We start from the raw sequence: 14,090 nt of genomic DNA, 5'->3' as shown, positions 1-14,090 counted from the left end.
GAGATAGGTTATGTCCAGATTTATCATAGAAGATGATTTTTGGTCGTTATTTCCGCATGCAAAAATAGGCATCGTGATATGTCAGGGGATCGATAATTCAAATAGGGACGTTGAAAAATACGAGAAGCTACTGCGGGAGGCAGAAAAAGAAGCACACAAATTTTTACACCTGGAGGAATTCAGCAGTAATCCTGTCATTTCCGTTTGGCGAGAAGCTTTTCAGAAATTCAAGACCAAGAAAGGGGCAAGATGTTCCATTGAAGCTTTATTAAAAAGAGTGAAAAATGGCCATCCGATCGGAACCATAAACCCGCTTGTTGACATCTATAATTCCATTTCCTTGCGTTATGGATTTCCCTGTGGTGGAGAAGATATCGACACTTTTGTAGGCGATGTTCGGCTAACGCAAGCAAATGGCAACGAACCGTTTCTCCCATTGGGACAGGATGAAAATGCTTCGCCCTATGAAGGGGAAATTGTTTATAAAGATGATGAAGGTGCCATATGCAGATGCTGGAATTGGCGGGAAGCTCAAAGGACGATGCTAACAGAAAACACGAAAAATGCATTCCTCTGCATGGAATTAGTAGATGAAACAAGAATCGATGAATTCCATATGGCACTAAAAGAATTGTCTGATCTCGTACCACAACATCTAGGTGGTATGGTGAAAATGGAAGTGCTGGATATCTATCATAGGGTTTCCCACCCGACAACATGAGCTGACCTCTGGCTATAGTCCTGCTGCCTTAGCTGCGCGTGTTGCATTGAAGTCCCTCATATACTCAAAAACAAAAAGCCGCTGTTTATCAGTCAGGTCGTCTGCTTCGACTTCCACAACTGCTGGCGGCTTGTATCACTCGTTCCTTTATTGGAGCATTCCGTATTTTTCGCTCCGTTCCGTTCTTTTAATTAGAACATTCCATTTGCTTGCTCATCCCACTAGTCCTGATCTTCCTGTTCCTTCCGAGCTGTTCAGCAATGTCCTTTAGCTCCATTTCATTATTTGATTGCTTCTACATCTCTAAAGCCTTAATACGATTCGGGTCTTTCGCTCTCGCCACTACATGATCACCACCACCATTGTTTGAGTTCTTTAGCCAAAGAAAAAGTATCTTAGTCTTACCAAAACAGAAGCTCACTGAACGGAGTGCAAGAAATTAATGTCTACATTGCGCTACATTTCTGAGAGTCTTTCCTCAGGTAATAATGGCTCAATGTGTCTCTAAAAAAATTGACCCTCCGTAGAGGGTCTTATTTTTCTATTCTCAATTGTGGTTATAATTTTATTGTGGATGGAAAATTCTCAATCTCATACTGCCTGAATCGTTAGTCGTTTTTCCGGATACTTTGATATAATAAGGTTGACCTGCAAACATCTCCATTTCAACGACACCATCTACATCATTATAACCTAGTTGACTATAATTTGTATTATAAACGTGGACAGCACCATTGAAATTAAACGGTGCAAATGTGTAAATACCGGTTACTGTAGGCTGAAATCGAAAATGGATACCGTAGCCCCCAGAAGGAATAACTCCTGTGACAGATATTGCGTCACTTGGAACAATAATTGCGTCTGAGGTTAACTTACCTTTGTACGATAATGGATTTACCCAGGGAGCTACTACCAACCCATAACCGTGTTGTTTATCAACCCCATCTAAGCCTAAGTCCTCCGTATTTCCTTCAATCATCTCTCTTAATTGAAATGCTGTCTTGTTAGGGTACATTTGTTTATACAATACAGCTAAACCTGTTACATGTGGAGCTGCACACGATGTTCCTCCGAAGGTGGAGTAAACTGACCCAATTGAATTATAGTCAACCCCATTAATATTATTTTCATGTGGTTGTGTTGTCATAACATTTGATGGAGCAACTACACTCAAATTACCTCCACGTGAAGACTCTCTGTTTAAATATTTTGTCGGAGTAACAGCACCTACCGCTAAAACAAAAGGATATTTAGCAGGAGATTTAAGAATTGAATTATTAACATCAATTCCTTCAACGTTCCCCAAGTTACCGGCACTAACAATGAACAAAACGTTATGTTTAGTATACGCATCGAGATAAGCATTATATCTTGCAATTGAATCCTCTGAATCTCCAAAACTACAATTGATGATCTGCACACCTTGAGAGACTAACCAGTGAATTGCTTCAATTTCCGCCTCTACCCCCCATAGCCCTGTATTATTATCTACTTTTACTCCGTACAGTAGACAATCTGGTGCAACTCCTACATACCCTTTGTCGTTTTTCCGCATTCCGATGATCCCTGCAGCTTTTGTTCCATGCATTTGTTTATCAGCCGTTGGCGGTAAGGTGCTGTTGGGGTAAGAATTATAACGTCCCGCCCACACCAAGTCCTCGTGATTAGCACATCCAGTATCGATGACCCCAACTTTTATACCTCTTCCTGTATAACCACGAGAGTGAAATTGTTCAACTCCAATCATGCGGTGTGACCATTCTGGTGGCTGTTGAGCCATGTCCAACGTAGTCGTTTCTCTACTTTCTTCGACAGCAAGTACATCTGGATCTTTTCTTAAGTCATTAAGTAAGTCTTCCCCTGCATCCTCAATGATAAATACCCTAGGCAGGTGACTTAACTCATTTTTCATTTTGCACTTTTTGTACTTAAAATTTTGTGCATACCTCATCAGATGTCGATTAAGCTTCTCTTTGTTTTTCTGATGATCCTGCTCTCTGAATGTGATTAGATGTTTACTATTCAATATAATTCTCCCCTTTTAAAAGTGCTAAGCAACAGAAAAGCCACCCGGCGTCCCGAGTGGCACAGTTCCTATTTGCTTGTCTCCATTTTATCAGGGAGTCCTGTTCTCTCGCTGAAATCGCCTGGAGTGTAAACTTCTGTAATTAACTGTAAGGTGAATAAACTTATCCAATTGAGTTTGTTTTGCAAAAGAAAAAGCACCTCTATAGGTGCTTCAATCTGGTTTGGTTAACTTTATATCTAATTCCATTTTTTCTTTCTCGCCTATCACTTCCGCAGTCACAACATTATCCATGTTTATGGCTTTCCCATCAACCATAAACCACTTCTTGTTGTCTTGTACCACCATAATAAGTTTTTGCCTAGCATCCACATTGTACTCTCTACCACTATCGATTTCTTCAGTCTCACCAGTTACGTAATGAAACCTATACCTTGCATTACTCATTACCATCCCTCCTCTAGTCAAATTTCGACACAAGGAAAATTTTCCCTGCACATGAAACCTTAAGGAAAGCCTTGTTATTTACTGTGATCGCCCATTTCTGAGCGGCTTCACTCGACCGGGATATCCCCGATCCCTTGTTTACTGGGCCACTTCCAGATGATCCATTTCCTGATAATTACATAACACTTGATTTTTTCGGCCCAAAAGTGCCATCTTAGTGCCAATTTAACGCCATTCGAGCTTTTCTGGTATCGCCCATATGATTTCTTCTCTCCACCTAAAAGCTTGTCTTCGACTTACTTTCAACTCAACAGCGATTCCATCCCATGTAAGTAGCTGAGGTTTCTTCCATTAGCGAAGATAAATAAATCTCTTTTTATCCTCAGGCAACCTTTCGTGTACCGATTCAATTACCTCAGCAATCTATTCTATAAAGAAATGACAATCTACAGTTAAACAAACGGCAGCCAAATGCACTGGCTGCCGATCTTTGTGTTTATGAAATGAACCATGCCCATTTGCTCAACAATCATATCCTGACTTTAGAACATTCCATTCTCATTGGGGGAATCAGCCGGTATAGGTTGGCCTACATCCCACAATTCAACGATTTGGTCGTTATGGAAACGGAAGATATGAACCACAGCTCCCCCAAGATCTTCTTGGTTTTGCTTCACATGAGAATGAACGGCAACGATATCCCCCTCTTCGATGGCACGTTTCACTTCGAGAACCTTATGCGGATTCTTTGCGGCGTTCTCTTCCATTGCGAGCATGAGAGAATGAGCATCGCCACGGAAAAAGGGATTATGGTGACGGAAATTCGGACTAGCGTATCTTTGGTATGCTTCTCGCACATTCCCCGACGCTACCAGTTGCAAAAACGACACCGCATTCTCTTTGGAAGAAGTCTTCATAACCAATCATCCTTTCTTGATAAAGATACCCGTTCGTACAACACGTCTATCTATGCCCAACTTTTTGCACTTTTTAACACTCCTCGTCACTTGCTATGCTTTCAATCTTGCCATACGTATTTACTATTTCTTCTGTATACCTAATTAACCTTTTTCCCCACATCCGTTACTCCTCTATTCTGTCATTACCATTTTCTAGAGGAAACCGCTCATCTTGCCTGCTATGGTGAGGTATAATAGTCAAAGCAAAGGGGGCGGGAAGCTGTGGCATGGTTAATCGGTCTGGCCTGTAGCGCTGGGATTGCGGGGGCGGCTTATGTAAAACGGTCGCTGTCTGGTTCCGGCTTTTTGGCGGCGGTGATATTGGGCACCGTGATGTACGCACTCGGAAGCTCTATCTGGTTCGGTTCCCTCATCGCTTTTTTTGTCTCGTCCACCTTATTATCCAAGTGGAAAAAGCATAAAAAAGAAGAGGCAGAGAGTGGTTATGAGAAAACAGGGAGACGCGATGCTGGCCAGGTGCTCGCAAACGGCGGGCTCGGGTTGCTGTTATGCATAGTTAATTGGGCGTGGCCACATCCGCTTTGGTGGTACGCGTTCCTCGGCGTGATGGCAGCGGTCACAGCCGATACATGGGCGACAGAGATCGGCGGCTTAAGCCGGAAGCCTCCGCGATCGATCAAGACGGGGCAGCGTGTTCCGCCTGGTACTTCTGGCGGTGTTTCTAGTTTGGGCATGGGTGCTTCGCTTGCCGGTGGATTATATATCGGCGGCGTAGCGTGGTTGCTGCTTGCGGCAGCCGGTCAACCCGCGCCGGATGTGATCACACCTGCCCTTAGACTGGCAGCTTGGATTGGTATAGCAGGACTGGCTGGCTTGGTAGGGTCACTGGTCGATTCATGGATCGGTGCAACTTGGCAGCAAATGTACCGTTGCAGCGTTTGCGGTCGTGAAATCGAACAGGCCCGTCACTGCGGCAAGCCAGCCATGCGAATCCTCGGTCGCGCTGGTTGGAACAACGATGCCGTCAATGTCGCTGGCTCACTTGCAGGTGGTGCTTTCGCCGTCTTACTGGCGCTGGCAATCGGCTTACTGTTTGACCTATAAAAAAACGGAAAGACTTCGTATCACGAAACGATACTGAGTTTTTCCGTTTCTTTATGTTGAGGCACAAGTCTAGGCGATTTTCGCCACTTTCTTCGCGTTCTGTACCATTTTTGAAACGCACGCCCAAAGTATAAAGCCAATCAGGAGAAAGCCGACATTCATGCTGATGACGCCTCCCCATCCGTATGCGGACCAAAACATTCCTCCGATTGTTCCTCCTACACTTGAACCCGTGTAGTAGAAAAATAAATACAAAGAAGAGGCCTGTGCTTTGTTCTGTAAAGCAAGCTGTCCTACCCAGCTGCTTGCAACGGCATGCGCTCCGAAAAATCCAAAAGTAAAAAATCCAAGTCCTACGATCTTCATCAGGAGATTCGCTTCCCACGTGAAACAGACACCGATCAATGCAAGGAATAAGCTCGTGAATAACAGCCTCTGCTTACCGTGACGATCTATTAATTTTCCTGTCCAGACGGAGCTGAACATCCCGATGATCATAATTAAAAATGTCCAGCTTATATGTGATTGGCTGAGTGAATAGGGCTTCTCGAGCAATACATAAGCAATGTAATTGAACAACGCTACATTACTCCCTAAAAGGATAAAGCCGATGACAAATAGACAAATGAGACTTGGAGCCTTTAGGTGGTCCATTAAAGACAGACCTAACTTTCTCATTACGAATGGGCGTGCCTTGAAATTTTGTGAAGGTGGTAAGGTGTTCCAAAAAACCAGTGTGGCAGCCAAACTGATGAGGCCAATCCCCCCTATCGCGATCTGCCAGCCGAAGTAGTCACTCATCATGCCTGAGAAAACCCTGCCAAACACAGCACCAATTGAATTGCCGCATATATAGAGACCCATAGCCGCTCCCAAACTTTTGGATTCGATTTCTTCTCCAAGATAGGCCATTGCTATAGAGGGTAAACCCGCCAATGAAATACCTTCAATCGTTCGCAATACCAGGAGAACATGAAAATTCGAACTGAATGCTGTAAGAATACAAAACACAGACGAAGCGAGCATAGAAACGATCATGATTGGCTTGCGTCCCCATACTTCAGACAACGAACCAAAAATGAGCATACTGACGGCAAGAACCATTGTCGTAATAGAGAGGGAAAGGCTTGCAGTCGTTGGACTAACCGCAAATTCCTTTGAAAATTCTGGCATCAAAGGTTGTACGCAGTAAAGAATCGCAAACGTATTGAAACCAGCGGCAAAAAAAGCAAAGCTTGTCTTGCGGAAGAGTGATGTGCCTTGTTGTATCATATGATCACCATATCATTTCAGGATGATTATGGTTTCATGGTACCACCATTTATTTATGATGTATAATTCATTATAATCATATTTTTCATGCGTTTATGTAATAGGAAATCCGAACGGAAAGTGGTGCTTTCGAATGGAATGGCAACAGTTCGAATATTTTCAAACCCTGGCAAGAATTCAACATGTGACACATGCTGCCGAAGCTCTTTCGATTTCCCAACCTGCCCTCAGTCGTTCGATTGCCCGATTTGAGGATGAAATAGGGGTGCCTCTGTTTGACCGTCAGGGACGTTCGATTCGGCTCAATAAATATGGTCAGCTCTTTTTAAAGCGAGTCGAAAATATGATGAAGGAATTTCATGAAGGAAAACAAGAAATCATGGATTTACTTGATCCAGATAAGGGAGAGGTGTCTCTTGGATTTCTGCACACGTTAAGTACGAGTCGTATCCCTGATTTACTGGCTTCTTTTCGCTCCCACTACCCAAATATTCATTTTCGACTCGGACAAGGTCCCTCTCATACGCTTATGAATCAGTTGCAAGGAGGAGAATTTGATCTTTGTCTACTTGCTCCTATGGATATGAAATCTCCCTTTGTATGGAACCCGCTTTGGAATGAAGAGCTTTTTGTGATTGTCCCCAAAGACCATAAATATGCAAATCGTACCTCCATTACTTTAGAAGAGATTGCAGATGAATCCTTTATCCATTTAAAAGAAGGATACTCCCTTCGTATCACTGTCGAGCAACTGTTTCAAGAAGCGGGAATTACACCTCCCATTACATTTGAAGGAGAGGAAGCAGATACCGTTGCAGGGCTGGTCGCTGCTGGACTGGGAATCTCCCTTTTGCCCAATTTAAAGGGAACGGACCAGAGTAAGATCACACAAATCCCTGTCAAAAGCCCGAAGTGCCAACGAACAATTGGAATTGCTTGGGTAGAAGGGAGATATTTATCACCTGCCACTGAAAAATTTCAACAATTTGTTATGGATCATGCCTGCGATTTTGAATAAGGGATGGGTGGATCTACGACTCCCCCGCTTGCCTTGATTCCCGTCGCCAACTCATGAGTACCAAAGACAATGAGATTGTCGTGAGGATCATGCCAAGCACTTGCAATCCCTCGGCACTAAACGTATCTCCCATTACAATGCCGATCAATAATGAGGAGAGAATGGTTCCCAGGTATCTCGATGTATTAAATAATCCGGATGAGACGCCAATGATTTCTTTTGGAGAGCTTTTGAACAAGGCTGCTTGCATTCCGACGTTATTTAACCCGTTGCTAATGCCGAATGCCGCTAACGCCACACAAACACTGGCGACAGGTGAATCTTGGTTGAACATCACAAGCCACAATGACCCAAATGTCATCAGTATGGCGGATGCGAACAATGCTGGCCGAGGTCCTGAGTGATCAATCCATCGTCCCGCTAGTGGAGACACAATGAGGGAGCATAAGCCTAAGCTGAGCATGAGCATTCCTGTATGGAACTCGCTGACATGACGAACCAGTTGCAGGTAGGATGGAAGGCCGAAAAAAAGCGAATAAAAAAGGACGTTAACGAGCATGAATTCGATATTGACCCACGTCATCGCAGGGTACTTCGCGAATGTCCGCAAAGGAATAAACGAAGACGTCGTTATTAACTCATGTCGTACGAAAGCCCCCAGTGTAACGAGGCCGATCCCTCCAACCATGATATGCCACCATGAGACATGCCCAGATGATTTTGCTGACAGTAATCCAACGAGCAGTGCAACCAGACCGACCGCGAAGAGCACAATCCCTGTTGCATCAATCAGCTCCAACCATTTTCGAAAGGACATCTTATGTGCAACGGATGCTGCCGATCCATCCTTTGGAATCATCCTCCAGGCTAACAGGAAGCTAGCCACCACGAACGGAATATTAATGAGAAAGATCGCAGACCAGTCCCAATAATGAAGCAATACCCCGCCAATAAAAGGTCCAATCGCTGCTGCTCCTGATAGGAATATGGACAGTACGGAAAGCGCAGTCGCTTGCTTCTCGGTAATATGAATTCGTACAAGGGCCATTCCAACGGCAACCATCATGCTAGTTCCGATCGATTGCACAATTCGGAATACAATGAGCCACCCGAAGTTTGGGGATAATGGAGCCAATATGGAAGCAACGAAAGATACGACAAGCCCGGTAAGAAATATCTTCTTGCGGCCGAACAAATCACTTGCCTTTCCCATGACAGGTTGAGCGATAGCACTCGCAATGTAGAACGAGAAAATAATCCACGAAACAACCGTGAAATCAAGACGGTACACATTTTGCAGCCTTGCAATTGCAACAGAAATCATCGAAGAATTTAATGGGTTCAACAATATCCCTAGTCCAACGGCAATCATCAACCACCTGTTGTGAGCCCCCATTTCCAGCCCTCCTTAAAAGCGTTTTGATGATATCGTACTGGAAATCATACATTTACTCCAACGCATTTCATGTTATGATTTCATGGATTGAAAGGAATGAATGGAGGAGCTACATGGAACTTCTTCAACTGCAATACTTTCTTACCGTAGCTCGTATGGAGCATGTAACCGAAGCTGCACGAAGTCTGCATGTGACCCAATCGTCTCTAAGCAAAACGATTCAACGATTAGAAGAGGATCTGGGAGTCCCTCTCTTTGATCGTACAGGGAGAAAGCTACGACTGAATGAGTTCGGAAGCAAATTCCTTTGCCGGGTGGAAAGAGCTTTGTTTGAATTGGAACAAGGGAAACTGGAGCTTCACGATTTGTCCAACCCAGAGCATGGCACGCTTGAATTAGCGGTGACTACGGCAAGCACCCTGCCCAATATCCTTCGCGAATTTCGCAAAAAGCGTCCCGATATCCAATTCCATGTACAAATGCTCTCCACGCAGGAAATGGTTACGCTTCTTCATAGAGGAGAGATCGATTTTTGCTTGTCCTCCCCTCCTATCCAAGACGATGACATTGAATGTGAAATCGTGTTCATTGACCCTATTCTCGTAGCTGTTCCAAGGGGACATCGACTGGCAGACCGAAGTATCGTATCTTTGACAGAACTGAAGGATGAATCGTTTGTCGGTGTAAAAAAAGGGTACGGTACACGCGATTTGGTAGACTCTATATGCAAGTCGGTTGGCTTTGTACCTACCTATGTGTATGAGGGAGATGAACCTGCAAGGCTAATCCAGCTGGTGGAAGCAGAAATTGGCATAGCCTTCATCCCAAGCACAGCAAGAGATTCTCGTGAACAAATCACGTATCTAAGAGTCGAGAATGACGAATTGGTACGGGAAATCGCATTATTATGGCACAAGAGTCGGTACATTTCGCGAGCTGCCCAAGAATTCCGTGAGGTCGTTGTCGATTATTTTGGGGATGTTTGCAAACTTGAGAGGTGATGAATCATGAAATTTCACGATTGTCCTACTTGTAATACCAACAGTCAAGAATGTATGATCGTCATCGAGAATGCGTTGCACCCTACAGCAGAGAGATTAACGTGCAGGAAATGTTCCTGGAGCGGAAAGTGGTCGGACATGAAAGTGCGCGAGATTCCAGACGAACCAATCCCGGGTGTCGAACCGATTACCGACTATGGTGTGCTACATTCCGATCAAATTCGACTTCGCTATACAGGTGGTTGTTGCCCTCATTGTGGGGGAGATGATCCTTTATGCTGGTGCCATGCATTTTAGGTGCAGGCAAATGAACACAAAAACAGACACGTCACAATCGCGTGTCTGTTTTTGTTATAGATTTCCTTTCGATTTTACAAAGCCCCAGAAACGACATTCCCGCGGAACATCACAGCTTGGCGCTTCGCACGGCGTGCAACTGCTTCTGCTGCCGAGGATGCATGAACGAATACAATATCCGCTTCGTCGCCAACATTTGGCCACAGGCGGTTGCCCTCTTTATCCAGCGGCGTTTTCCCACCTGTAATGAAGCCTAGAGCTTGGGACAGGGAACGCTCGTCCTGCATGCGGAATCGCTCTGCCAAGCGGCCTGCTTTTTCCAAGCTGTCTCCTTGACCAAAAGGCGACCAGTGATCGGTAATACTGTCGTCTCCGAGAGACACAGAGACACCTTTTTCATGCAGCAATGGGATTGGAATTGTTCCTCTGTTCACTGGTACAGTGGAAGTGATCGAAATGCCCAAGCCAGCTAGCATTTCTGCTACTTCCCCTGCTTCTTCCAGGCTGATGTCAGCAAGGGAGTTGGCATGGCTGATAGTAACGCGACCTTGCCACCCTGCTTCTTCGGTCATTTTAGCCAGACGTTTGAATGTAAACACCCCGAGATGATCTGGATCATGCAAGTGAACGTCGATAGGTGCATTCGCTTCGACTGCCAGCTCAAAAATGGTAGCGAGCGATTTCTCGATGTTTTGATCCACTGTCGCCGGGTCTACACCACCAACGTAGGTCGCGCCCATCTTCAAGGCTTGGCGGATGTTTTCCACTTGGTTGCTTCGCAAAAGACCTTGTTGCGGAAAGGCCACGACCTCGCACTGCAATCTGCCGCTGAAGGTTTCCAGTGCTGCCATGGTCGCTTCCAGGTTTTTGAGTCCGATGTACGGATCGATATTACAATGGGAGCGAATATGGGTGGAGCCTGCGGACAGCAGCAATTCCAGCATTTTTTCTGCGCGCTCCTGTGCTGTTGGCAAAAGCTTCGGCATGAGCTGGCTCTCTTCTTCCAGTCGACCCAGGATGCTTTTTACTGGCGTCACGGCTTTCCAAGGGCCACCATAGTACGTTTTATCGATGTGGATGTGCATATCCCTGAATGACGGCAGTGCCAATAGACCGCTGGCATCCTTCGTTGGCAGCTCGGTTTGTGGAGCGGCTCCACTCACGATCTGTGCAATTCGTCCGTCTTCGATTAATAGATGCGCCACTTCAGTATCTGTAGCAACCACCTTGTCATTTTCTTTGCGGTATCCGCTCTCCAAGCGGACGTTGGTAATCCAATAGGCTGTAGACATCTATCCATGACATCCTTTCTATTTAAAAGTAGTACTACCACTCACCCGCGACCCGGTTGCCTTGGAAAAGAACGACCTTGCGCTTCGCACGTCTCGCAACAGCTTCTGCTGAACATGTCGCTTCGACAGCCATCAGGCTCGCCTCATCGCCAACCAATGGCCACAGGCGATTCCCGGTTTCATCGAGAGTGATCCGCCCCTCTGTCACAAAGCCGAGTGCTACGCCTAACGATCTTTCATCCGTCAAGCGGAAGCGTTCAGCCAGTCGTCCTGCTTTTTCCAACAAGTCTCCACTGCCAAAGGGGGTCCAGTTGTCTGTCAGGCTATCGTTGCCGAGCATGACGGCTACGCCTTCTTGATGCAGCAACGGAATCGGAATGGTCGGGCGATTGATCGGAACGGTCGATGCGATGGAAATGCCAAGCGAGGCGAGTCGTTGCGCCAACTCTCTGGCTTCTTCCTGCGAAACATCGCCCAATCCCATCGCGTGACTAATCGTGACACGTCCCTGCCAACCTGCCTCTTCCGTCAGAACAGCAAGACGCTTCATCGTAAATACTCCGAGATGTCCTGGATCATGTAAATGCATGTCAATGTCGGCATCCGCTTCTACAGCCAGCTCTAGCATCGTTTGCAGGGAACGCTCGATGTCGCCATCTACTCCACCCGGATCGACGCCGCCTACATGAGTGGCGCCTTGACGCAGTGCCTCTCGTACCATGTCGCGTGCTTGTGTACGGAGCATGCCATAATGCGGGAAAGCAACGATTGCGTAGGAGACGCGGTCTGCATACGTCTCAAACGCACTCTTCATTCCTTCCAAAAACCCTAGCCCAACCTGTGGGTCCACATGACAATGCGTTCTTACATGCGTAACGCCTGTTTCCACCAGCAGCGAGAGAATTTTTTCTGCTCCTGTCTGTGCCTGCTTGAGATACATCGGCAACAGCCCTCTGTCCTCAGCATGGCGTTCGAACAAGTTTTTTACGGGAGTTGTTGCCTTCCATGGGCCGCCGTAATACGTTTTTTCCAGATGAATGTGCTTCTCCGCCATAGACGGCAAAATCAGTAAGCCCTTCGCGTCCTTTTTAGGCAGCCCATCCTCCAAAATTTCACTGGAAGGGACAATGCGTGTGATTTTTCCATGCTCAATGAGCAAATCGCACAGCTCTGTCCGCGTTCCACTGATCACGCCTTCTTCCCACTCATACCCGATTTCCACTCGAGCGTTGACGATCCAATAAGGAGAAGATTTCACCGGCTTTTCCCCCCTCTTAAACGTTCACTTCTTCCACTTGACCAGAAGCGAGATTGCCTTTGAAGAATACAGCGCGTCGATCCGCACGGCGCGCGATCGCTTCTGCCGAGCAGGTCGCATCCACGAGAATCAGGCTCGCGTCTTCCCCTTGTACAGGCCACAGCTGTGTTCCGTTAGCATCCAGCGTCGTTTTGCCACCTGTGATAAAACGCAGGGATTGAGACAGAGACAGCTCGTCTAGCCAACGATTGCGTTCTGCCAGTCGCCAGAGGCGCTCCAGTACATCGCCATTTCCGTATGGCTGCCACGTGTCAAAAATGTTATCGCAGCCGACCGCAACGTCTACGCCATTTTGGTGCAGTAGCTGAACAGGTGGGATCACGCGGCTAAATGGCACGCTGGTGATAATCGTAATGCCTGCTTCCCGCAGGATCGTCGCCATCTCTTCAGCTTCTTGCACTGAGATGTCTCCGAGCGCAAACGCATGGCTGACTGCCACGCGGCCTTGCCAGCCAGCGTCTACGGTCATTGCTGCCAGTCGCTTCATCGTGTAGGTTCCCAAATGGCCTGGGTCATGCAAATGCAAGTCCACACCTGCGTTTGCTTCTACTGCCAGCTCCATCATTTGATGCAAGGATTCTTCTATATCGCCATCTACATTAGCTGGGTCTACACCCCCGACATGAGTCGCACCTTGGCGCAACGCCTCACGCAAGAGTGCTTTTGCATCTGTACGCAACAAGCCATGCTGCGGGAATGCCACGATCTCGTGGGTGACTCGATCCGCGTAGGTTGCTAATGCTGCTTTTACTGATTCCAAATTGGAGATTCCCACTTCCGGGTAAATGTCCACATGTGTACGTACGTGTGTCGAGCCATAGGACAAGAGGATCTCCAACAGATTCTCCGCACGCTCTTGTGTCGTTGTCGGCAATCCCGGCAGTGTACGCTTTTCAATTTCGCAGCGTTCAATGATATTAGATACAGGAATGACAGCCCGCCATTGCTCTCCCTGAAGCGTCTTGTCCAAATGAACATGCTTCTCTACAAAAGATGGGAGTGCCAATAAGCCTTTTGCATCCTTTTGCAAAATACCGTCTGTAAGCTTCTCTGTCGCTGATACAATACGCGTGAATTTTCCGTCTTTAACCAAAATGTGAAACAAGGATGCCTCTGTCCCCGTGACGACACCATTTTCCCGACGGTAGCCCGTCTCCAAACGAACATTGGTCAACCAATAGGTAACGCCCATCCATTATCCACCCTCTCTTTGTCTCTCTCCATTCCTTTCTCCCCCATTATCTAGGAAGCCGAAAGACTTGATTTGCACAATCTTTA

14 protein-coding genes are annotated in these 14,090 nt (G+C 46.4%); 5 read left to right on the top strand and 9 right to left on the bottom strand.

Translation table 11 applies throughout. From position 1 onward, the window contains the following. Window positions 1-10 precede the first annotated feature (10 nt). Window positions 11-721: a B3/B4 domain-containing protein gene (locus tag ACUUHJ_RS08685; protein ID WP_472298695.1), complete on the top strand. Its 711-nt coding sequence runs from the start codon at window positions 11-13 to the stop codon at window positions 719-721. A 12-nt stretch (window positions 722-733) separates the two neighbouring features. Here the strand turns inward: ACUUHJ_RS08685 and ACUUHJ_RS08680 are convergent, their stop codons facing one another. The 4 genes from ACUUHJ_RS08680 to ACUUHJ_RS08665 all read right to left on the bottom strand — a co-directional run bounded on the left by ACUUHJ_RS08680 (window position 734) and on the right by ACUUHJ_RS08665 (window position 4,111). Further along, window positions 734-781 carry a hypothetical protein gene (locus ACUUHJ_RS08680; protein WP_472301160.1) on the bottom strand — a complete coding sequence of 16 codons (48 nt, stop codon included), beginning with the start codon at window positions 779-781 and terminating at the stop codon, window positions 734-736. A 505-nt stretch (window positions 782-1,286) separates the two neighbouring features. Then, window positions 1,287-2,747, bottom strand: a complete 1,461-nt coding sequence (locus tag ACUUHJ_RS08675; RefSeq protein ID WP_472298694.1) for a S8 family peptidase — start codon at window positions 2,745-2,747, stop codon at window positions 1,287-1,289. A gap of 213 nt (window positions 2,748-2,960) precedes the next feature. Continuing rightward, entirely contained in the window at window positions 2,961-3,194 is a 234-nt protein-coding gene (locus ACUUHJ_RS08670) for a hypothetical protein (protein WP_472298693.1), read from the bottom strand. A 542-nt stretch (window positions 3,195-3,736) separates the two neighbouring features. After that, on the bottom strand, window positions 3,737-4,111 hold the full coding sequence (locus tag ACUUHJ_RS08665; RefSeq protein WP_472298692.1) for a nuclear transport factor 2 family protein: 375 nt from the start codon (window positions 4,109-4,111) through the stop codon (window positions 3,737-3,739). A 264-nt stretch (window positions 4,112-4,375) separates the two neighbouring features. Between ACUUHJ_RS08665 and ACUUHJ_RS08660 the strand changes: the two genes are divergently transcribed. Next, on the top strand, window positions 4,376-5,218 hold the full coding sequence (locus ACUUHJ_RS08660) for a DUF92 domain-containing protein (RefSeq protein ID WP_472298691.1): 843 nt from the start codon (window positions 4,376-4,378) through the stop codon (window positions 5,216-5,218). 69 nt (window positions 5,219-5,287) lie between these two features. Here ACUUHJ_RS08660 and ACUUHJ_RS08655 read toward each other — a convergent pair whose 3' ends face one another. Further along, a complete protein-coding gene (locus tag ACUUHJ_RS08655; RefSeq protein WP_472298690.1) occupies window positions 5,288-6,490 on the bottom strand; it encodes an MFS transporter in 1,203 nt (400 codons plus the stop codon). Between the two features lie 133 nt (window positions 6,491-6,623). Between ACUUHJ_RS08655 and ACUUHJ_RS08650 the strand changes: the two genes are divergently transcribed. Further along, a complete protein-coding gene (locus tag ACUUHJ_RS08650) occupies window positions 6,624-7,508 on the top strand; it encodes a LysR family transcriptional regulator (protein WP_472298689.1) in 885 nt (294 codons plus the stop codon). 13 nt (window positions 7,509-7,521) lie between these two features. Here ACUUHJ_RS08650 and ACUUHJ_RS08645 read toward each other — a convergent pair whose 3' ends face one another. After that, window positions 7,522-8,904, bottom strand: a complete 1,383-nt coding sequence (locus ACUUHJ_RS08645; RefSeq protein WP_472298688.1) for an MFS transporter — start codon at window positions 8,902-8,904, stop codon at window positions 7,522-7,524. A 113-nt stretch (window positions 8,905-9,017) separates the two neighbouring features. On the opposite strand from ACUUHJ_RS08645, the gene ACUUHJ_RS08640 reads away from it, so the two are divergent. Both ACUUHJ_RS08640 and ACUUHJ_RS08635 read left to right on the top strand, forming a co-directional pair. Further along, window positions 9,018-9,905, top strand: coding sequence for a LysR family transcriptional regulator (locus tag ACUUHJ_RS08640; protein WP_472298687.1), 888 nt, complete (start codon window positions 9,018-9,020; stop codon window positions 9,903-9,905). Window positions 9,906-9,911: 6 nt separating this feature from the next. Beyond that, window positions 9,912-10,202, top strand: a complete 291-nt coding sequence (locus ACUUHJ_RS08635; protein WP_142495493.1) for a hypothetical protein — start codon at window positions 9,912-9,914, stop codon at window positions 10,200-10,202. A 74-nt stretch (window positions 10,203-10,276) separates the two neighbouring features. Here the strand turns inward: ACUUHJ_RS08635 and ACUUHJ_RS08630 are convergent, their stop codons facing one another. The 3 genes from ACUUHJ_RS08630 to ACUUHJ_RS08620 are packed head-to-tail and all read right to left on the bottom strand — an operon-like array spanning window position 10,277 to window position 14,004. After that, window positions 10,277-11,494, bottom strand: a complete 1,218-nt coding sequence (locus ACUUHJ_RS08630; protein WP_372677326.1) for an amidohydrolase family protein — start codon at window positions 11,492-11,494, stop codon at window positions 10,277-10,279. 34 nt (window positions 11,495-11,528) lie between these two features. Next, window positions 11,529-12,752, bottom strand: coding sequence for an amidohydrolase (locus ACUUHJ_RS08625; RefSeq protein WP_472298686.1), 1,224 nt, complete (start codon window positions 12,750-12,752; stop codon window positions 11,529-11,531). Window positions 12,753-12,768: 16 nt separating this feature from the next. Further along, window positions 12,769-14,004, bottom strand: a complete 1,236-nt coding sequence (locus ACUUHJ_RS08620) for an amidohydrolase (protein ID WP_472298685.1) — start codon at window positions 14,002-14,004, stop codon at window positions 12,769-12,771. Window positions 14,005-14,090: the final 86 nt, after the last annotated feature.

It is taken from the genome of Brevibacillus schisleri, from assembly GCF_055685845.1.
The sequence above is the reverse complement of the archived record's forward strand: the minus strand, read 5'-3'. Positions and strand labels throughout refer to the sequence as shown.

Coding starts and splice junctions, on each gene's coding strand:
- ACUUHJ_RS08665 (WP_472298692.1), bottom strand. CDS start 4,111: ATGAAGACTTCTTCCAAAGAGAATGCGGTGTCGTTTTTGCAACTGGTA.
- ACUUHJ_RS08620 (WP_472298685.1), bottom strand. CDS start 14,004: ATGGGCGTTACCTATTGGTTGACCAATGTTCGTTTGGAGACGGGCTAC.
- ACUUHJ_RS08630 (WP_372677326.1), bottom strand. CDS start 11,494: ATGTCTACAGCCTATTGGATTACCAACGTCCGCTTGGAGAGCGGATAC.
- ACUUHJ_RS08645 (WP_472298688.1), bottom strand. CDS start 8,904: ATGGGGGCTCACAACAGGTGGTTGATGATTGCCGTTGGACTAGGGATA.
- ACUUHJ_RS08685 (WP_472298695.1), top strand. CDS start 11: ATGTCCAGATTTATCATAGAAGATGATTTTTGGTCGTTATTTCCGCAT.
- ACUUHJ_RS08635 (WP_142495493.1), top strand. CDS start 9,912: ATGAAATTTCACGATTGTCCTACTTGTAATACCAACAGTCAAGAATGT.
- ACUUHJ_RS08640 (WP_472298687.1), top strand. CDS start 9,018: ATGGAACTTCTTCAACTGCAATACTTTCTTACCGTAGCTCGTATGGAG.
- ACUUHJ_RS08655 (WP_472298690.1), bottom strand. CDS start 6,490: ATGATACAACAAGGCACATCACTCTTCCGCAAGACAAGCTTTGCTTTT.
- ACUUHJ_RS08650 (WP_472298689.1), top strand. CDS start 6,624: ATGGAATGGCAACAGTTCGAATATTTTCAAACCCTGGCAAGAATTCAA.
- ACUUHJ_RS08670 (WP_472298693.1), bottom strand. CDS start 3,194: ATGAGTAATGCAAGGTATAGGTTTCATTACGTAACTGGTGAGACTGAA.